Raw genomic sequence first — 17376 nt, 5'->3', positions numbered from 1 at the left:
CAAGAAAGCGCTCCCGGTACGCTGGCGACGTGCCCGTCACCGCCCCCCAACCTGTGACTAGAGGCTGCTGACGATGGCGCGCCGCGGGCAACTCGATGACTCCAAGCTCCGGCCCGGCTGGACCACCGGCGCCTGCGCCACCGCGGCCGCGACGGCCGCCTACGAGGCCCTGCTCACTGGCGAGTTCCCGGACTTGGTGGAGATCGAGCTGCCCCTGGACCGCCGGCCGTCGTTCGCCCTCACCCTCGAGCAGCTGAGCGACGGTGTCGCGATGGCCGCCGTCACCAAGGACGCCGGCGACGACCCCGACGTCACGCACGGCGCCCTCGTCCGCGCCTGGGTGCGCCCGGGCCCGCCGGGCTCGGGCGTGCGGTTCGTCGGCGGCGCCGGCGTCGGCACCGTCACGCTGCCCGGGCTCCCGCTCCCTGTGGGCGAGCCGGCCATCAACCCCGCTCCACGGGCGATGATCACGGCAAACCTCTCCGCCGTCGCCCGCCGACACGGCGTGTCCCTCGACCTCGAGGTGACCATCGGGGTTGACGACGGCGAGGCCATCGCCCGGCACACCTGGAACCCGCGCATCGGCATCGTCGGGGGGATCTCCATCCTCGGCACCACAGGCGTCGTGGTCCCCTACTCGTGCTCCGCGTGGATCGATTCGATCAGGCGCGGCGTCGACGTCGCCCGCGCCGCCGGCCTGCAACACCTGGCCGCCTGCACCGGCTCGACGTCGGAGCGCGTCGTCGCCGAGCTGTATGGCCTGCCCGAGCTGGCGCTGCTGGACATGGGTGACTTCGCGGGGGCCGTCCTGAAATACGTCTCCCGGCACCCCGTCGAGCGCCTCACCATCTGCGGCGGGTTCGCCAAGCTCACCAAGCTGGCCGCCGGACACCTCGACCTGCACTCCCACCGCACCCAGGTGGACCTGTCCCACCTCGCGGGCCTGGCCATCGAGGCAGGCGCCGGAGAGGCGCTCGCCACGGCGATCCGTGCCGCCAACACCGCGGCAGAGGCCCTCGGCCTGGCCGAGGCAGACGGCATCCCGCTGGGCGACGCCGTCGCCACCGCGGCCCAGGATCACGCCCTCGCCGTCCTACGCGGGGCCCCCGTCGCGGTCGAGGTCGTCTGCATCGATCGGGGCGGCGCCATCGTCGGCAACTCGGCTTGATGAGGGATGCGGCACGTCGGTCCGGTGAATGTCGGGGATGAGCGCAGACGTTCCAGGGTCCTACCGCCTCAGGTTCTTGAGTCCCTCCCCTACGATCTCGAGCTGCCGCTCATCGCGCACAGATACAAAGCCATTCCCGAACCGTCAGGATCCAGCCAGAGAACCACAGCCAGCCCGGGCAGCAGAAGGCCGATCCCCAGCCCCAGCCAGCGCAAAGCGACAAGCGCCAGCACCAGCGCCAGCACATCCGCCGCCAACGCAGCCACAGAGATCCGACCGCCCACGAACGCAAACACCGAAGCCGCAATCATCAGCAGCGCGACGGCTGACTCAGCCCCACCCCACGCCAGCAGGCGATTCACCACCATTGCACGCTTCACGAGCACCCACCCTAGGACGCCCACAACCCCGACACCCACAAGAAGGATCTTTCGTACCCCATCCGGGCACGAATGAACCCACCCACACCCCACCGGCGCCTACACACACCGGAACCCTGTTGTATGAGCAGCATGTCGATCCTGGTCTCGCTCCTCGCACTGCTACTGCCCATCGTCGGCCCCGCTGACGCGCCCCCGCGCCCCGACGCCGAGGCCCGAGACATCTGCACCGTCTTCCCCTGGTACCCGGGCTGCTGACCACGGGCAGCCCTTACACACCCAGGGGAGCCATCCCTCATGTGAGTGTTGCCCGCCCACCTGACGGAGGCGATGCGGAGCCGACATTCTCGACACGCACGACGCGGCAGCCCCGTTCGACTGGCTCCGCGACGGCGCCATCTACGTTTCCGCGACACCCGGGGTTGGTGAGCAGGCACGAGTCATCGTCGACGATGTGGGTCAACTCGGCCCCACCGAACGCGGTCTCCGGAGGTTGCTGGCGCCCACCGACCCCGGGAACCTGGGCCTCTCCTCCCCACGGGACCTCGCCGAGACCTCCCAACTGGTGGGCGGGGTCGTCCGGTTGGCCGGCTACGAGACCACCCTCATCGTCCTGCTCGTCGGCGCGCTGTTCGTTGGCGCCGTCGCCCTGGCCGACGTGCTCATCCGGCAGCGCGACCTCGGCCGACGGCGAGCCCTCGGCATCAGCCGCTTCGACCTCATGAGCCTGATCGTTCTTCGCGCCGCGCTGTCCACCACCGCCGGCGCGGTGCTGGGCATCGTCGCGGTAACGGCCTTCGGCATGGCCACGGAAACCATCGCTCCGCTCGGGCATACCGCCGCCACCGCCACCCTCGTGGTCGTGGCGGCCCTCGTCGCGACGGTGCCCGCAGGCATGGTGGCCGCACACCGCGACCCCGTGGCGGTACTCCGAACGGCCTGACCAGTCGCGGATGTTGTGGGATCCGGTCCCTGGCCCCGCGTGCCCGCGGACCCAGCTGGACCTGCCTAACTCGTGCCCTGTCTCGTGACCTGGCCGACGAGCAGGGCGTGACCGTGCGTCGATCCGACATTCTGCGCGCCTGGATCACCGCGTACGGCACCGCCACCGCTGGCCCCCCGGCCTGGGAAACCGTCAGGACCGCCGCAAGCCCCGTCGACGTGGACCGGCCCAGCAAGGCGACCACCATCCGCTACCGGGACTGACTGACTCCGCTGTGGCTGCTCGACCCAGTACCCGCCCCGTTACTCTACGGCGCCTCCCTCAATGGCCTGTCCGAAGGCCCCCAAACACCACCACGCGGACCCCGCCCTGGCCCCCCGGCTCACGAAGACCGGAGCATCCGCCCTCCTTGACGGCGCCGCCCGCTGATGAGCGGGAGATACCACACTGGTATCATGAGGACATGGCGATGACACTTCGACTGGAACCAGAGGACGAGAGGGCCCTCGCACTGCTCGCCGAGGCAGAGGGGGTGAGCAAGCAGGAAGCCACCGTGCGCGCCATCCGTGAAGCAGCAGCACGACGGCTCCGCGAGGACAAGGTACGACTCCTGTCCACTGCGGCTCGGGCACGCTACGCCGATCTGCTCGACCGGTTGGGCCATTGATCGAGTACCTCACCCTCGAGGACGTCTTGTCGTTGGTGGAGGACCTTGGAGTTGGCCCCGTTCGCGACATCGGACTGCTCGACTCCGCGGTCCACCGCCCGCGTGTGAGCGTCTTCGGCAGGGATGCGTATCCCGGCCTCGACGACAAGGCAGCGGTGTTACTGGAATCGTTGGTCGGAAACCATGGCCTGGTCGATGGGAACAAGCGTCTTGGCTGGCTGTCGCTGGTGGTGTTCTACGGCCTCAATGGCATCGACTTGGATGCGCCTGACGGCGAGGCGTACGACCTGGTTATCGCGGTCGCCAGCGGGACCGCGACGTACCAGGAAGTATCGACCCGCCTCACGTCTTGGCAATGACCACCAGCGGTAGATCCGGATGGCTTCAGGCGGTCTTGTCCTGGTTGAGTCGGTCGAGGATCCAGGAACGCACCAGGGTCGACGGTGGAAGGTGCTGGGCGTCGGCGGCCTGCTGCACCCGGGCCTGCTCGTCTTCGCTGAGCCGGATCGAGTACACCTTTGTCCGGTTCGGGCGGGACGGTCGCGCGCCCTCCGGGTAGTCGTTCTCGCGGGTTCTCTCAGACTCATCTCGCAGGCGAGCCGCCAGCGCAGGATCAATTGTCTTTGCCATGTCTAGTCCCCTCTCGATAGAACCTCAGATCGGCACCCGTTGCCGGCCACGCATTGATCCCGTGCAGATCCCCATCAGCGTCTCGGAACGCGATGACGACCAGCACTCTTCCAGCAGCCGTGGAGAAGCCGATGAATCGAGAAGCACCCATCCGTGACTTCGGGTCCGGCTCGAACGCCGCGAGGTCCGGATCATCCATCACCTCCTGCGCCCAGTTCGGTTCGACGCCACCCCCGCGCGGGGTAACGGTCGCCGCGATTTCGGATGTACGCCGCGGACTCGTCGTCCCAGTTGAGTTCCTCTCCCACGTCGCCCAGTGTACCTTGCGTCGGACAATGTAGTACGACACCGGGTTCGTAGCATGTCAGGTGCCGGAGGCCATGTAGGCGGCGAGGATGTAGTTGGGGTGCCTGTCGAGGTTCTTGCGGGCGCGGTCGTAGCGCATGGTGGTTCTGGGGTCTGCGTGTCGGGCGGCGATCTGGACGTCACGTAGGTCGACTCCAGCGTCGAGCATCGTGGTGACGAACGTGTGCCGCAACATGTGCGGGTGCATCCGCGGCAGTTGGATCGCGGCGGACTCGGCGAGGTGCTTCAGCCGCCGGGTGGCAGCGTGGCGGTCCATCCGAGAGCCGCGACGGTTGAGCAGGATCGGCCCTTCCGCTCTTCCGGCGACGGCGTGTTCGACCGCCCGTTGAACCGCGGGCGGGAGTGGGGTGAGGACGACCTTGCCGCCCTTGCCGTGGACCTTCAGCACGCGGTGACCATGCTCCTCACCGAGGTCCTGGATGTTGGCGCCGCATGCTTCGAAGATCCGGAGTCCGAGCAGTCCCAGCATCACCACCAGGGCGAAGTCGTTGACGTTAGCCGACAGCCGTGAGGCGCTGAGCATGGCCTCGAACTGAAGGTGCGAAAGGCCCAGAGTCGGGGACTCCGGCGGCACGTTGGGGCGCCTGACGTAGTCAGCAGGCGACGCCGGGATTACTTGGTCGATAACGCAGGTGCGATAGAAGCCTGCCATCACCGAGACCCGACGGCTCACGGTCGAGGGCTGGAAGTGTCGCACCTCCTGCATCCAGCGCACGTACAACTCGATCTGCGCCCGACTAGCCTCCAACGGCTCCAGACCCCGCTCGCGACACCACACCAGAAATGCCCGCAGGTCTGATTCAGTATGGATGAGTATTCGGTCTTCTGAGCGCCAGCGGTATTGCGGTTGAGCGCCATCCGTCGCCGTGCGGGTTCGTGGGGTTGAGCGCCACCGGTTCGTGTCGGTGAGCGCCGGGTGCGGGGTTCGTAGGCTCCTCCTGCCGTGTGGCCTATCACGCGGCAGAAGGAGTGATTGGGATGGTACGCAAGATCAAAGCGAAGCTGGTGCTTCGGCTCCGCGAGGAGGGGTTCTCGGGCAGGCAGATCGCCGCGCAGGGCATGTCACGCCATAGCGTGACCGCGGTCATCGAGGCCGCCGAGCGGGAGGACGTCGGCTGGGACGACGTCGCCGACCTGGACGAGGCGCAGGTGTATGCCCGTCTGTTCCCGGGCCGCGGGGAGCATGAGAGCGTCCATGCGCAGCCGGACTGGCCGTCGGTGCATCGCGAGCTCGCCCGGGTCGGGGTGACGTTGAAGCTGCTCCATGGCGAGTACGTCGACCGATGCCGCGTCGAGGGGTCGACGGCGATGGGCTATGACCGGTTCTGCAAGAACTATCAGCAGCATGTCCTGGTCAGCGGGGCCGCGTCGCGGATCGGTCACAAGGCCGGGCAGAGCATCGAGGTCGACTGGTCCGGGCCGACGATGCAGCTGACCGATCCGGTGACCGGGCAGCAGCAGCGCGTCTACTTGTTCGTGGCCACGTTGCCGTTCTCCCGCTACGCGTTCGTCGAGCCGGCCCTGGATATGCGGCAGGACACGTGGCTGCGGGCGCATGTGGCGATGTTCGACTGGTTCGGCGGCTCCGTCCCGCGGATCGTTCCAGACAACCTGAAGACCGGCGTGATCAAACACCCCGCCGAGGGTGAGGTGGTCCTCAACGACGCCTACCGGGAGTTGGCTGCGCACTACTCGGCTGCGGTGCTACCCGGCAGGGTCCGGAAACCCAAGGACAAGGCCAGCGTCGAAAACACCGTCGCGCATGTCGCGACGTGGGTGATCGCCGGGCTCCGGGACCGCCGCTTCGCCACGCTGCCCGAGCTGCGCGCCGCGATCTACCAGCGGGTGGAGGCCTACAACCGTGAACCCTTCCAGAAACGCCAAGGCTCCCGGCTGAGTGTGTTCGAAGCGGAGGAGAAGCCGCTGCTGCGGCCGCTGCCCGCGGTCGCGTTCGAGATCAGCCGCTGGGTCTACGGGCGACGAGTCCAGAAGAATGGGCATGTCGTGTGGGAGAAGAACTTCTACTCCGTGCCGTATTCGCATATTGGTCGCAGTGTCGATCTGCGGGTCACCGACACGATGCTCGAGGTGTTCACCGGTCACACGCGGCTGACCAGCCACCTGCTCGCACCACCAGGCGTGTTCAACCAGTACCGCACCCACGACGCCGATCTGCCCGAGGGGCCGCGCTACCGGCAATGGGACGCGGCCAGGGTCCGCCAGTGGGCGGGCCGGGTCGGGGAGAACACGCTGACCGTGGTCAACCGGATCTTCGAGTCCGTCCCGGTCGATGAGCAGGGCCTCGATGCCGCGCTGGCGGTCCTGCGGCTCACTCGCCGCTACTCGACTGAACGCCTCGAAGCAGCCTGCCAGATCGCCTTGGCGTCCAGGGTCCGCTCGCCCCGCTACGCCCATCTGAGGCCGATCCTGGAAACCAACCAGGACCACACCCGCAGCCGAGGGCCGGGGATCGAACCGGAGAACGGCGGCGGTGGGCCGGTCGGGTACGTGCGTGGGGCCGACTACTACGGAGGCGCACGATGACCCGGATCGATACCGAGACCAAACGCAAGCTCCGCGAGATCGGCGCCACCTGCCTGGTCGACGCCCTGGAAACCCAGGACGACACCCTCACCCTCGGGATGGTGTTCGAAGAACGCATCAAGCTGGCCGTCGACGACGCCCACGCCACGTTCACCCACGGCAAGGTCGAAGGCCTGATCCGCCGGGCGGGGCTGCGTTACCCGAACGCGGACTTCCGCCGCCTCGACCTGGTCGAACAGCGTGGCCTCGACCGCGGGGTGATTGCCCAACTGGGCACCTGCACCTTCATCACCAGACAGCAGAACGTCGTGTTCCAAGGCTTCACCGGATCCGGGAAGTCCTACCTCGGCTCCGCGCTGGCGAAACAGGCCTGCCAGCACCGGTATCGGGCGCACTACATACGCATGCCCGACCTCGAAGAGGCCTGGGCTGCGGCCAGGGACCGGCCCGCCGGGAAGGAGAAGTTCCTCCGCAAATACGCCGCGTTCACGCTGCTCGTGATCGACGAATGGCTCCTCGACCCGCCCGACGACAGCACCCGCAGCATGCTCCTGGAACTGCTTGAACGCCGCTACGACGCAGTCTCCACCGTGTTCTGCACCCAGTACGCGAAGAAAGACTGGCACCAGCGCCTCGGCTCCGGAGTCCACGCCGATGCGATCATGGACCGCATCGTCCACAACACCATCTGGATCGAAACCGGCGGCACCAACATGCGCGAACACACCGCCACCGCATAACCCAGAGCCGGTGAGCGCCACCACGACCCCCGGTGGCGCTCACCGGCACTACCCCCGGCGCTCGACCCCAATATCCAGTGGCGCTCAAGCGCGATAACCAACGGCGCTCACACGGTCAAATACTCACCTGAACTGGCAGGAGGCAAAGTTCACCGAGCAGGAGATCCTCGAACGGATCGAATTCCGCCACTACGTCGAAGTGCAGTTCGACCGAGGGGATTTCGGTTGGGTCGCCGAGGAGGGCAGCGTTCCTGTGGGGGTGGCATGGGCCGTATTCCTCCCCCGCGACGATGCGGGCTACGGGTTCGTCGACGAGCGGACTCCGGAAGTCAGTTTGTGGGTGAGCGCAGGTCATCGTCGCATGGGGATCGGCAGAAGCCTGCTACAACGCCTTCGAGCAACAGCCTCGTCTCGGCACATCGCCACGCTCAGCCTGTCGGTCGAACCCGATAACTACGCCCGAAAGTTGTACCTCTCGGAGGGCTACATCCCGGTGGCAGGGCGCGAAGACGATGGCGTCATGGTCTGCCCCACGCTTCCTGCAACCCGAGCCTGAGACGCATTCAATCCGGCAGGATGGACCGCGCTCGCCGCGGCATGTGCGGATGTTCGGCAGTCCCACGGCCGACCGGTTCGGAGCCCAGCGAGCGTGCCGTCGTGTCAGTCGGATGCCCGCAGCAGCGCCTACACCTTCGGAAGTCCGTGTGACCAATCGGCATCGAGGAGTTGGCTGATCAGACCTACGTACTGCGCCCGATCGAAAGCCAGATCCCGATCCCCAGGCCAGTCCTGCCCCGGATCATAAGGCGCGTACGGCTTGTAGCTGACCTGCCATCCGATGTCGCGCCAAAGGACACTCTCTGAAGTCACGTCGATCCAGGTGCTGAGCGCTCCGCAATCGAGGTCCCCGCAATAGCAGTAGAGCAGGCCCACCCGACCGTCCTCGAATGCCGTACCTGCAGGAGCACAAGGCGTGCCACGCAGGTGCAGGAACCGATCGAGCCTCGTCCGGTGGAATCGGGGCTCGAACATCGGAGGCGCGATGGCGTCTCCCCGAAGTCGGAGCAGGTTCTCGGTCCGCATGTGCTCGTCCTCGGCATCCCGGGCCTGAAGCATCGTGACAACCCTGTCATCGGCACTGGGCGAGTACAGGCGACGCAACGGCACCCCGTCCACCGTCCACTCCAACCACGGGTACGTCGGCTCCAGCAGACCGGACTCAACTCCACGAGAGTCAAGCTGCGCCACCCGCACGCCCAAGGTGCTCATGGCCAAACGATATGCCTAGGCGCACAACAGCACAGTCTGCGACCCGCCTGTCTGGACGCCTCGAGTCGGCCTCTGAGGCCGAGACGGGACAAGACCTCGTGCTGAAGTCCGGCTACCGGCGTTCGTAGATGTAGCGGCGGTGGCCCACGGCAACCACAAGGACGAGCAGCACACTGTCGTGGACCTCGTAGACGATCCGGTAGTCACCGGTCCGGACACGCCATTCGCCGTCACCGCCAACCAGCTTCTTCGCACCGCTCGGGCGCGGTTCGCTGGCAAGGAGTTCGATCGCCGCCTGGACCCGCCGCTGGGCGGCGCGGTCCAGCTTGCGTAGCTGTCGAACCGCAGCGGGCGCGACCTCGATCCGATAGCTCATGCCAGGCCGAGGTCGGCCTTGACCTGCTCCCAGGGGATCGCCGACCCACCATCGCCGATCTCGACACGTGCCGCGCGGACAGCCTCGAGATCGGCCAGGTCTTCCGCGGCCGCAATCAGCCGATCCAGATCATCGGCATCGATGACCGCGGCCACCCGCTGCCCCCGACGAGTCAGGTACACCGGGTCGTGACCGACGCGTGCCGCGTCCACGACATCGGCGAGGCGTGCGCGGGCGTCGCTCACAGTCATCTCAGTCATGCCACCCATGGTAGCCGCTGGAACAGCCGAAACGTACAATTCAGCATCTCCATTTGTCACGAGACGAACGCGCGACTCTCGGCATGAGCGTGAAACTGGCCCTGGCGCATTCGGGCAGCACCCCGGAACGAAAGCCGGTCATTCGCCTTGAGTCGACTGTGGCGGATCCGAGAGGGCCACCACGATCGCATCGCGGACATCGCGCGTTCGTCGCGGCTCCCGGTTCCCGACCACGCCGACCGTCACGCCCCGCACCTCCGCCGTAGCCGGGGTCCACGCCGAACCGCCGCGGGCGTCGTCGGCCCGCACGCAGAACGTGTGCCTGAGCTCCGCGCCCTCCGCGACCTTCGCATTCACCTCCGGCGAATCCGTGGCCGCCATGACGTACCAGGTGCCGTCGAGGTCGGCGTCGGCGAACTCCCGTGCCAGCCACGTCACGCGTCCCGCCGCGACCAACGCCTCCAGCGCCCCCGTGATCTCCGGCGAGACCACCCTGACCCGGGCGCCCGACTCCACCAGCCGCGACACCCGCCGGCTGGCCACCTTGCCGCCCCCGACGACGAGCACGTCACGCCCACCGAGCATCAGACCCGCCAGGTAGGCCGGCGACCCGCCCTCCGACACCGGCAGCGTCTCCCGGTACCGCTCCGCGACCACGTCGGCCAGTGCCGCGCAGGCCCCGATCACCTCGGCCACCCGCACCTCCGCGTCCGGGTGCGCGCCCTGCCACTCGGCGGCCTGCTCGCGCGTCCAACCCTTGAGCCGCCCCGCGAACAGCCAGTGCCCCATCACGACGATCCGCCGCGCCCCGTGCGCGTACGCCCGGTCCAGCACCTCCGGCAGCGAGGGCCTCGTCACCTGGATGAACGCCGCCTCGACGTCGGCCCACCCGCCCCGCTCGAAGAGCAGCCGCGCCACCCGGAGGTGGTCCGCGTTCGCCTCGGGCACCAGCGCGCCGCGGCCAACGAACACCACCGTCGTCTCCCCCGGTGCCCACTCCCCCGCCGCCTCCACCAGCCGCGTCTCGACGGCCTCGATCAGCCGCGGCTCCGGGCCGAGGTGGCGCGCGTACTCCACGCGGCTGCCCGGCACCCGCGCCGTCGCCTCCGCGATGAACTGCGGGATGTCGGAGCGGACGTGGCCGCCGGTGCCGAGCATGAGTGGCACGACGACGGCGCGGCGCCCGCCGTCGGCCAAGGCGTCGACCAGGGCGTCGGGGATGGTGGGCTCGGCGAGCTCGACGTAGCCGACCGTGACCGGGACGCCGGGCAGCCGCTCCGCGACCAGGCCGGCCAGCTCCTCGCACTGCGCCACGCCCTCCCCCAAGCGGGTGCCGTGGGCCGCGATGATCAGCGGCACGCTCATGCGTCCACCTCCTCCGCCGCGTCCGGCATCCACTGGTAGTCCCGCGGGGTGACGATCAGCCGCCTCCCGCCGCCCGAGGTGACGAACCTCGTCGTCGACGATCCCACCACCACCAGCGAGTTCATGTCCACCCACTCGGGCTGGAACTCGGCCAGCGTGCTCATGATCACCTTCTGCCGCGGCCGGCACGCCTGCTGCACCACCGCGACGGGGGTCTCCGGCGAGCGGTGCGCGCCGAGGATCTCCAGCGCGCGCGGCAGGTGGGCCGTGCGGGTGCGGGAACGGGGGTTGTAGAGCGCGACGACGAAATCGCCGACGGCCGCGCCCTGCAGCCGTCGCTCGATGTTGGGCCACGGGGTGTGGAGGTCGGACAGCGAGATGGTGGCGTGGTCGTGGCCGAGGGGGGCGCCGAGGATCGCGGAGACGGCGAGGCTGGCGGTCACGCCGGGCACGATGTCGACGTCGATCCCGTCGGTGCCCTGCTCGAGGACGGGGCTGGCCATGGCGTAGACGGCGGGGTCGCCGCCGCAGACCAGGGCCACGTTCTCGCCGGCACGCGCGGCCTCGATCGCGGCGGACGTACGCGCCTCCTCCGTGCCCATCTTGGAGGCCATGACGCGGACGCCGGGGCGGATGAGGTCGCGGATCTGCTTGACGTACGGTCCATAGCCCACCACGAAGGTGGCCTGCTGCAGGCGCTCCTTGGCGCGCGGAGTGAGGAGGTCGCGGACGCCGGGGCCGAGGCCCACGACGCTCAGCCTCCCGCGGGCCGGAATGCGGCCGACGGCGCACGTCGCGTCGGTGCTGCGCTGCTTCTCGACGATCAGCTCGGCGCCGTGCGCGAGGACGGACGCCTCGGCCACCGACGGCGTGCCGACGTGCCCCTCGACGATCGCGCTGGGCGTCGGCACCGGCTGAGCGGCCAACTCCTCGGCCGGGTAGTCGATCAGCTTCACGCCGAGGTGTTTGACGAGCTGGAGCAGCCCGATCTCGCCGGCCTTGAGGTCGACGGTGGTGATCGCCGCGACGGATTCCAGGGCGAGGCCGTGGTCGGCGAGGGTGCGTTCGAGGAGGTCGCGGAGGTGGGCCACGTCGGTGCCGCGGTTGCAGCCCATCCCGACGACGAGGCTCTTCGGGTGGAGAACCACGGTCGAGGCTGCCGCGGGTGCGATGGTGTCCGTCACGACGATCCGCGCGACAGCGTCCTCAGCGTCCGCCGACACGTTGGAGGGCAGCGGCGGCAGGGGCCACGGCTGAGATTTCTCCAGCCGCACGGGGCGACCGTCGAGGATCGCGCGGGTCACACCCGCGACATCGCCGCTGTACGCCCAGCCGAGCGTGTCGAGGGCAGGGATGTTGAGCGCATCGGTGGCGGTGGTGAGCACCGGCGTGCCCCCCGTCGCCTCGGCGATGCGCCTGGCCAGCTCGTTGGCGCCGCCCGCGTGTCCGCCCACGAGCGGGACCGCGAACCTGCCCGCCTCGTCGACCACCACCACGCCCGGGTCTTGACTCTTGTCCGCGAGCAACGGGGCCAGGATCCGGGCGGTGGCGCCGAGCGCGAGGTGGGAGACGATGAGGTCGCACTCGCGCCAAGCCCGCACCAGCCCCTCTGCGGCGGGCCCGTCGTATCGGCGAGTCGGTGCGCCGAGGGCGGCGTCGATCGCATCGGCGTGCCGGCGAGCAGCCGCTGAGTTGGTGAGCTGCCCGACCACCGGCCCGTCACCGTCGCGCTCCGCGGGGGCGGAGTCGTCGAGGATGAGCACCACGTTCGGCTCCACCACCTCCGCGATGGCGGCCTCATCGGCGGTCAGCTCGCGCACCCGCTGATCCGGTTCCCCGAGGCGCTCCGCGACCACGTAGCGTCGCGGCCACCCGGCAAGTGCCGCGGCCAACTCGCGGACCCCGGCGCCGGGCCCGGTCAACACCGCGACCTTCGGATGCCGCCGGGCCGCCGCCACGGCGTCGTCGACGGGGCGGCCGTGGGCGGAGACCACGACGGCGTCGTCCCAGGGCAGCGCGACGGCGGCGAACGCGGCCGCCACCGAGCTGACAGCCGGTGTCACCGTCAGGGCAAGCCCTTCCTCGCGAAGGCGGCGGACGATGCCGTGGAAGCCCGGGTCGCCGCTGGCCAGCACCAGCGCGTCGTCGCCGTCGGGCAGTGCCTTCAGCCGTTCGACGGCGGGGCTGAGCGCGCCGAGGACGACCCGCCGCTCGTCGGGCACGCCGAGGGCGTCGAGGTGGCGCCGCCCGCCGACGACCAGCGCGACCCGTCCGGCGAGACTGCGGGTGGCCGGCGAGATCTCGCCGAGGTAGCCGTGGACGTGGATCATCGGTCCTCCTCCAGGACGCCGCGGGTTCCGTGAGCGCGCAGGTCGGCCTGCGCCCCGGGTTCGGCCGCGCGGTACTCGTGCCGGAAGCCGGGGTGGTAGAGGTGGCTGCGGGTGGCGAGCGGGCCCTCCGCGAGTGCCGGTCCGACGAGCACGACGGTGTGCTTCCACAGCTTGTGCTCGCGCATGGTCTCGGAGAGGTCCTTCAGCTCGCAGCGCAGCATCAGCTCGTCAGGCCAGGAGACCTGGTAGCCGACGATGCACGGCGTCCCGGGCGGGTAGCCGCCGGCGAGCAGCTCCTCCTGGAGCGCCTTGTTACGGGCGGCCGACAGGTAGAGGGCCATGGTGGTGCCGTGGGCGGCGAACCCGCGGACGGTCTCGCGCGGCGGCATCGGGGTGCGGCCGCCCTCGAGGCGGGTGAGGACGAGGCTCTGCGACACCTCCGGCACCGTGAGCTCCACCTCCATCCGTGCGGCGGCGGCCGAGTAGGCGGAGACGCCCGGGATGGATTCGAACTCGAGGCCGAGGCTCCGGATGAGGTCGCGCTGCTCGGCGGTGGCGCCGTAGATGGCCGGATCGCCGGTGTGGACTCGGGCCACGAGGAGGCCCTCGTCGCGGGCCCTGCGGTAGAGGGGCTCGATGTCCTCCAGCGCCGCCGACGCCGAGTCGACGAGCTCCGCGCCCGGCTTGGCGCCCGCGACGATGCCGGGGTGGACCAGGCTGGAGGCCCAGATGATGATGTCGGCCTCCGCGATGACGCGGGCGCCGCGGACGGTGATGAGGTCGGCCGCACCGGGGCCGGCGCCGACGAAGACCACCCGGCCGGTCACAGCCGGCCCCCCGTCGTCGCGCGGGTGGGGGCCGCCAGGACGGTGGAGAAGTAGGGGGCTGATTCGCCGTCGGCCAGGTCCGAGAGGCGGACGAGGCGCTGGTTCGGCAGCGATACGTCCACGCCCATGATGGCGTCGCGTTGCTCGCCGCGCAGCAGCTCCGCGACCTCCGGCAGCCGGCGTCCGCCCTTGTAGGCGACTGTGGAGTCAGCCACGGCGAGCACCTCGCGGAGGCGGTCCAGCCCGGCCGTGACCGGCACGAGCGCGAGCACCTCCTGGCCCTCGACCAGCGGCGTGCGGCTGGCTGCGGCCAGCGCCTGCATCGCGGTGATGCCGGGGATGACCTCCACCTCCACGTCGGGCAGCTGCTCGACGACGTGCGCGGCGAGGTAGGAGAACGTGGAGTACACGCTCGGGTCACCGACGGTGGCGAACGCGACGGTCGCGGCGCCGTCGGCAAAGGCGTCGACGGCGGCCTGGGCGGAGGTCAGCCACGCCTGCTTCCGTCGAGGGGAGATTCCCGACTTGTCGGCCATGGAGAAGGGGACGCGCACGATCCGTGTCGCGGCGTCGGGGCAGGCCGTCGCGACGATCCGCTCCGCCCGTCCGGGCCCGTTGCCGGACTCCTCTGTCGCGGGGACGAGGATCGCGTCGGCGGCCTCGAGTGCGCGCACGGCCTTGACCGTGATCAGCTCAGGGTCGCCGGGGCCGACGCCGACGCCGATCAGTCGTCGCGCAGGAATAGGGGGAATGGTGGGTACGGACATCTGCCGTGGCCTCCTTGGGATCGCTCGCCCGAATGGTTGGCCGCGCAGGCTCGAGTTCCTGACTCCCCCGTCGGGGTCACAGTGGCGGCACCGCCCCGGATTCCCACCGGGTTCCTCGACGTCGCCTGCACGCGGAGTCAGTCTGTCAGAGGCCCCCCGGGGGTCCTGTTCTGGGGTCGGCTACGCCCGTGGTCCGCCCTGGTCAGCCGCCTATCGGGGCTATACGCGGTTTCTGTTCCTCGAGCTGGGTCCTCAAGCACATAGATCGGTCGAGATCGCACCTGGAGGAACAACAGCCGCACGACTAGTTCACGAGCTCGGAAGAACGTCAGCGTGCCAGGCGGAACAGGCCCTCAAGGTCGGCGTGCGCCTCAAGCCCGTCGGCGACCGTCTCGATCATCGACTCCCGCCGCGCCGCGAAGCCGGGCGCCTCCGTCGGCGTCCACCCAATCCCGGCCGCAGCCGCGACCTCCGCGAGCCACGCCCGACGGAACCCGTCGGATTCCAGGGACCCGTGCCACATCGTCCCCCACACGGCACCGGACCGGACGCCCTCGAGGAACTCCTCGTGCCCGTCGTCGGCCCGCACCCGCCCGTGGTGGATGACGTAGCCCTCGACGTCGTGGCCCCGCCACCGGCCAGCCGGTCGGCCCAGCACCTTCTCAGGATGGAACACCGTGTCCGCGGGCAGCAGCCCAAGCCCGGGCACCGCACCCGGATGGCCTGCCTCGACCGGGTCCGTGATGGTGCGCGTCAGCATCTGGAAGCCGCCACAGATGCCCAGCACCGGCTGCCCCGCCTCGGCCCGCGCCTCGATCGCCGCCGCGTTCCCCGTCTCCCGCAGCCACGCCAGATCCGTCAGCGTGGACCGCGACCCCGGCAGCACCGCCAGGTCCGCCGCGGCCACCACCCCGGGATCTGTCGTCACCACGACGTCGACCCCCGGCTCCTGCGCCAGCGCATCGACGTCGGTGGCGTTGGAGATGCGCGGCAGCCGGACGACGGCGACCCGCAGCGTCGCGCTCCCCGCTGGCGTGGCGGGCCGGGCGTCGCCGCGCCACCGTCCCACCTCGAGCGCGTCCTCGCCGTCGAGCCACACGCCCGCCAGCCAGGGCAGTACCCCGAACGAGGGCAGCCCGCAGCGGCGGGTGAGCTCGGTGAGCCCGGGGTCGAGGATGGCCTGGTCGCCGCGGAACTTGTTGATCAGATACCCCGCCAGGAGCGCGCGGTCCTCGTCATCGAGGAGGCCCCAGGTGCCGTAGATGGAGGCCAGCACCCCGCCGCGATCGATATCGCTCACGAGCACCACCGGCAGGTCAAATGCCCGGGCCAGGCCCATGTTGGTGTAGTCACCCTCGCGGAGGTTGATCTCCGCCGGGGAGCCGGCGCCCTCGCAGATCACCAGCTCGTGCGCCGCGGCCAGCTCCCGGTACGCCTCGTGCGCGGCCTCGGCCAGCAGGCGCCGGCCCGTTGCGTACTCCCCCGCTTCCAGGGCGCCCGCGGGCTCGCCGCGGAGGACGACGAAGGAGCGCCGGTCGCTGCCGGGCTTGAGCAGTACCGGGTTCATCGCCGACGTGGGCGTCTTGCCCGCCGCGATCGCCTGCAGGTACTGCGCCCGGCCGATCTCCGCGCCGTCGGCGCACACCATCGAGTTGTTGCTCATGTTCTGCGCCTTGAACGGCACCACGTCGATCCCGCGACGGCGCGCCGCCCGGCAAAGGCCGGTCACCACCAGCGACTTGCCAGCGTCCGACGACGTCCCCGCGATGAGGATCCCGGTCATCTCTGTCTCCTTGCTGCTGCCAGGGCGGCCAGTCCCGTCGCCATCGCCGTCACCACGCCCACCAGCCGCGCGGCCCTCCGCACCTCGGCCGCGCGGGGGCGCGGGCCGTCGCCGAGGAGGCCCCGCTCCTCGACGCGGGAGAAGTAGACGTTGCGGCCGCCGAGCTGCACGCCGAGGGCGCCGGCCCAGGCCGCCTCGCACCAGCCGCCGTTGGGCGAGGGGTGGTTCCGCGCGTCACGGCGCAGCACCCGCCACGCCTCCGCCGTCGACCCTCCGACGACGGGCGCGGCCACGCAGGCGAGCACGCCGGTGATGCGGGCCGGCAGGTAGTCCAGTGCGTCGTCGAGCCGGGCGGAGGCAGTGCCGAAGCGGGCGTAGCGGTCATTGCGGTGCCCGACCATGGCGTCGAGCGTGTTGACCGCGCGGTGGGCGAGGAGGCCGGGGATGCCGGCGACCGCACCCCAGAACAGCGACGCGACCACGGCGTCGGCCGTGTTCTCCGCCATGGATTCGACGGTGGCGCGGGCGAGTTCGGGCTCGTCGAGGCCGGCCGGGTCGCGGCCGCAGAGGTTGCCGAGCCGGGCGCGGGCGCCGTCGAGGTCGCCGTCGTCGAGGCGGTCGGCCATCAGCCGACCCTCGCGGGCGAGGCTGCGGGCGCCGAGGACGGCCCAGGTGGCGAGCGCGGTCGCGGCGACGTGGGCGACAGGGTGTCGGCGCGTGGCGCGCTCGGCGACGACCCCTGCCGCGACGACCGGCGCCACCGTCGCCGCAGTGAACGCGGCGCCGCGGGCGTGGTCGTCGGCGTACAGGGACTGTTCGACGCGGCCCGCGAAGGTTCCGAACCACGCGACGGGGTGGTGCCGGGCCGGATCGCCGAGCACGGCGTCGGCGGCCACCCCGAGGACGATGCCGAGCGCGCGCGTGATCACGGCGCCGACGCTAGCAGTAGCCAGAGGCGGCC

General features: G+C 70.2%; 20 protein-coding genes, 2 pseudogenes and 1 riboswitch. Of the genes and pseudogenes, 9 read left to right on the top strand and 13 right to left on the bottom strand.

All coding sequences use genetic code 11. The features are described from left to right. The first annotated feature begins 73 nt into the window (after positions 1–73). Positions 74–1168 carry a cobalt-precorrin-5B (C(1))-methyltransferase gene (locus ACX1D0_RS15175; protein ID WP_459018828.1) on the top strand — a complete coding sequence of 365 codons (1095 nt, stop codon included), beginning with the start codon at positions 74–76 and terminating at the stop codon, positions 1166–1168. Between the two features lie 89 nt (positions 1169–1257). Here ACX1D0_RS15175 and ACX1D0_RS15170 read toward each other — a convergent pair whose 3' ends face one another. Beyond that, complete coding sequence (locus tag ACX1D0_RS15170) at positions 1258–1548, bottom strand: hypothetical protein (RefSeq protein WP_459018827.1); 291 nt, start codon at positions 1546–1548, stop codon at positions 1258–1260. A gap of 123 nt (positions 1549–1671) precedes the next feature. Between ACX1D0_RS15170 and ACX1D0_RS15165 the strand changes: the two genes are divergently transcribed. The 5 genes from ACX1D0_RS15165 to ACX1D0_RS15145 all read left to right on the top strand — a co-directional run bounded on the left by ACX1D0_RS15165 (position 1672) and on the right by ACX1D0_RS15145 (position 3517). Next, positions 1672–1806 (top strand): hypothetical protein, encoded by a 135-nt coding sequence (locus tag ACX1D0_RS15165; RefSeq protein WP_459018826.1) that lies wholly within the window; start codon positions 1672–1674, stop codon positions 1804–1806. Between the two features lie 196 nt (positions 1807–2002). Next, positions 2003–2491 (top strand): ABC transporter permease, encoded by a 489-nt coding sequence (locus ACX1D0_RS15160; protein WP_459018825.1) that lies wholly within the window; start codon positions 2003–2005, stop codon positions 2489–2491. A 107-nt stretch (positions 2492–2598) separates the two neighbouring features. Next, a complete protein-coding gene (locus ACX1D0_RS15155) occupies positions 2599–2754 on the top strand; it encodes a hypothetical protein (RefSeq protein WP_459018824.1) in 156 nt (51 codons plus the stop codon). A 200-nt stretch (positions 2755–2954) separates the two neighbouring features. Continuing rightward, positions 2955–3158, top strand: coding sequence for a CopG family transcriptional regulator (locus tag ACX1D0_RS15150; protein WP_459018823.1), 204 nt, complete (start codon positions 2955–2957; stop codon positions 3156–3158). Further along, positions 3155–3517, top strand: coding sequence for a type II toxin-antitoxin system death-on-curing family toxin (locus tag ACX1D0_RS15145; RefSeq protein WP_459018822.1), 363 nt, complete (start codon positions 3155–3157; stop codon positions 3515–3517). The genes ACX1D0_RS15150 and ACX1D0_RS15145 overlap by 4 nt, the downstream gene beginning before the upstream one ends. A 25-nt stretch (positions 3518–3542) precedes the next feature. Here ACX1D0_RS15145 and ACX1D0_RS15140 read toward each other — a convergent pair whose 3' ends face one another. The 3 genes from ACX1D0_RS15140 to ACX1D0_RS15130 all read right to left on the bottom strand — a co-directional run bounded on the left by ACX1D0_RS15140 (position 3543) and on the right by ACX1D0_RS15130 (position 4827). Next, on the bottom strand, positions 3543–3788 hold the full coding sequence (locus ACX1D0_RS15140) for a YlcI/YnfO family protein (RefSeq protein WP_459018821.1): 246 nt from the start codon (positions 3786–3788) through the stop codon (positions 3543–3545). Beyond that, a complete protein-coding gene (locus ACX1D0_RS15135) occupies positions 3772–3987 on the bottom strand; it encodes a hypothetical protein (protein ID WP_459018820.1) in 216 nt (71 codons plus the stop codon). Before ACX1D0_RS15135 ends, ACX1D0_RS15140 begins: the two co-directional genes overlap by 17 nt. A gap of 165 nt (positions 3988–4152) precedes the next feature. Then, positions 4153–4827 (bottom strand): tyrosine-type recombinase/integrase, encoded by a 675-nt coding sequence (locus ACX1D0_RS15130; protein ID WP_459018819.1) that lies wholly within the window; start codon positions 4825–4827, stop codon positions 4153–4155. A gap of 305 nt (positions 4828–5132) precedes the next feature. Between ACX1D0_RS15130 and istA the strand changes: the two genes are divergently transcribed. The 3 genes from istA to ACX1D0_RS15115 all read left to right on the top strand — a co-directional run bounded on the left by istA (position 5133) and on the right by ACX1D0_RS15115 (position 7994). Then, complete coding sequence (istA, locus tag ACX1D0_RS15125; RefSeq protein ID WP_459017646.1) at positions 5133–6698, top strand: IS21 family transposase; 1566 nt, start codon at positions 5133–5135, stop codon at positions 6696–6698. Next, positions 6695–7438, top strand: a complete 744-nt coding sequence (locus ACX1D0_RS15120; RefSeq protein ID WP_459017647.1) for an ATP-binding protein — start codon at positions 6695–6697, stop codon at positions 7436–7438. The genes istA and ACX1D0_RS15120 overlap by 4 nt, the downstream gene beginning before the upstream one ends. A 127-nt stretch (positions 7439–7565) precedes the next feature. After that, a complete protein-coding gene (locus ACX1D0_RS15115; RefSeq protein ID WP_459020465.1) occupies positions 7566–7994 on the top strand; it encodes a GNAT family N-acetyltransferase in 429 nt (142 codons plus the stop codon). A 128-nt stretch (positions 7995–8122) separates the two neighbouring features. Here ACX1D0_RS15115 and ACX1D0_RS15110 read toward each other — a convergent pair whose 3' ends face one another. The 9 genes and pseudogenes from ACX1D0_RS15110 to ACX1D0_RS15070 form a co-directional block, all read right to left on the bottom strand. Next, positions 8123–8707, bottom strand: a complete 585-nt coding sequence (locus ACX1D0_RS15110) for a hypothetical protein (RefSeq protein WP_459018818.1) — start codon at positions 8705–8707, stop codon at positions 8123–8125. Between the two features lie 112 nt (positions 8708–8819). Then, entirely contained in the window at positions 8820–9083 is a 264-nt protein-coding gene (locus ACX1D0_RS15105) for a type II toxin-antitoxin system RelE family toxin (RefSeq protein WP_459018817.1), read from the bottom strand. Continuing rightward, positions 9080–9343 carry a type II toxin-antitoxin system Phd/YefM family antitoxin gene (locus tag ACX1D0_RS15100; protein WP_459018816.1) on the bottom strand — a complete coding sequence of 88 codons (264 nt, stop codon included), beginning with the start codon at positions 9341–9343 and terminating at the stop codon, positions 9080–9082. Before ACX1D0_RS15100 ends, ACX1D0_RS15105 begins: the two co-directional genes overlap by 4 nt. Positions 9344–9481: 138 nt before the next feature. Next, positions 9482–10708: a siroheme synthase domain-containing protein gene (locus ACX1D0_RS15095; RefSeq protein WP_459018815.1), complete on the bottom strand. Its 1227-nt coding sequence runs from the start codon at positions 10706–10708 to the stop codon at positions 9482–9484. Continuing rightward, positions 10705–13038 carry a precorrin-3B C(17)-methyltransferase gene (cobJ, locus tag ACX1D0_RS15090; protein WP_459018814.1) on the bottom strand — a complete coding sequence of 778 codons (2334 nt, stop codon included), beginning with the start codon at positions 13036–13038 and terminating at the stop codon, positions 10705–10707. The genes ACX1D0_RS15095 and cobJ overlap by 4 nt, the downstream gene beginning before the upstream one ends. Beyond that, positions 13035–13896 (bottom strand): annotated as a pseudogene (cobM, locus tag ACX1D0_RS15085) (precorrin-4 C(11)-methyltransferase); the annotation flags it as partial. The pseudogene cobM and the gene cobJ, both read right to left, overlap by 4 nt. 61 nt (positions 13897–13957) lie before the next feature. After that, positions 13958–14632: pseudogene (gene cobI / locus ACX1D0_RS15080) on the bottom strand (precorrin-2 C(20)-methyltransferase); the annotation flags it as partial. Positions 14633–14662: 30 nt separating this feature from the next. Beyond that, positions 14663–14776, bottom strand: a riboswitch (cobalamin riboswitch). Between the two features lie 184 nt (positions 14777–14960). After that, positions 14961–16415 (bottom strand): cobyric acid synthase, encoded by a 1455-nt coding sequence (locus ACX1D0_RS15075; RefSeq protein ID WP_459018813.1) that lies wholly within the window; start codon positions 16413–16415, stop codon positions 14961–14963. After that, on the bottom strand, positions 16412–17344 hold the full coding sequence (locus tag ACX1D0_RS15070) for a cobalamin biosynthesis protein (protein WP_459018812.1): 933 nt from the start codon (positions 17342–17344) through the stop codon (positions 16412–16414). Before ACX1D0_RS15070 ends, ACX1D0_RS15075 begins: the two co-directional genes overlap by 4 nt. Positions 17345–17376: the final 32 nt, after the last annotated feature.

The organism is Tessaracoccus pujii (genome assembly GCF_054483895.1).
The sequence above is the reverse complement of the archived record's forward strand: the minus strand, read 5'-3'. Positions and strand labels throughout refer to the sequence as shown.

Bases quoted from the DNA above. Each gene is read 5' to 3' on its own strand.
- cobJ (WP_459018814.1), bottom strand. From the start codon at position 13,038: ATGATCCACGTCCACGGCTACCTCGGCGAGATCTCGCCGGCCACCCGC.
- ACX1D0_RS15110 (WP_459018818.1), bottom strand. From the start codon at position 8,707: ATGAGCACCTTGGGCGTGCGGGTGGCGCAGCTTGACTCTCGTGGAGTT.
- istA (WP_459017646.1), top strand. From the start codon at position 5,133: ATGGTACGCAAGATCAAAGCGAAGCTGGTGCTTCGGCTCCGCGAGGAG.
- ACX1D0_RS15105 (WP_459018817.1), bottom strand. From the start codon at position 9,083: ATGAGCTATCGGATCGAGGTCGCGCCCGCTGCGGTTCGACAGCTACGC.
- ACX1D0_RS15165 (WP_459018826.1), top strand. From the start codon at position 1,672: ATGAGCAGCATGTCGATCCTGGTCTCGCTCCTCGCACTGCTACTGCCC.
- ACX1D0_RS15075 (WP_459018813.1), bottom strand. From the start codon at position 16,415: ATGACCGGGATCCTCATCGCGGGGACGTCGTCGGACGCTGGCAAGTCG.
- ACX1D0_RS15120 (WP_459017647.1), top strand. From the start codon at position 6,695: ATGACCCGGATCGATACCGAGACCAAACGCAAGCTCCGCGAGATCGGC.
- ACX1D0_RS15095 (WP_459018815.1), bottom strand. From the start codon at position 10,708: ATGAGCGTGCCGCTGATCATCGCGGCCCACGGCACCCGCTTGGGGGAG.
- ACX1D0_RS15150 (WP_459018823.1), top strand. From the start codon at position 2,955: ATGGCGATGACACTTCGACTGGAACCAGAGGACGAGAGGGCCCTCGCA.
- ACX1D0_RS15140 (WP_459018821.1), bottom strand. From the start codon at position 3,788: ATGGCAAAGACAATTGATCCTGCGCTGGCGGCTCGCCTGCGAGATGAG.
- ACX1D0_RS15100 (WP_459018816.1), bottom strand. From the start codon at position 9,343: ATGACTGAGATGACTGTGAGCGACGCCCGCGCACGCCTCGCCGATGTC.
- ACX1D0_RS15175 (WP_459018828.1), top strand. From the start codon at position 74: ATGGCGCGCCGCGGGCAACTCGATGACTCCAAGCTCCGGCCCGGCTGG.
- ACX1D0_RS15135 (WP_459018820.1), bottom strand. From the start codon at position 3,987: ATGGATGATCCGGACCTCGCGGCGTTCGAGCCGGACCCGAAGTCACGG.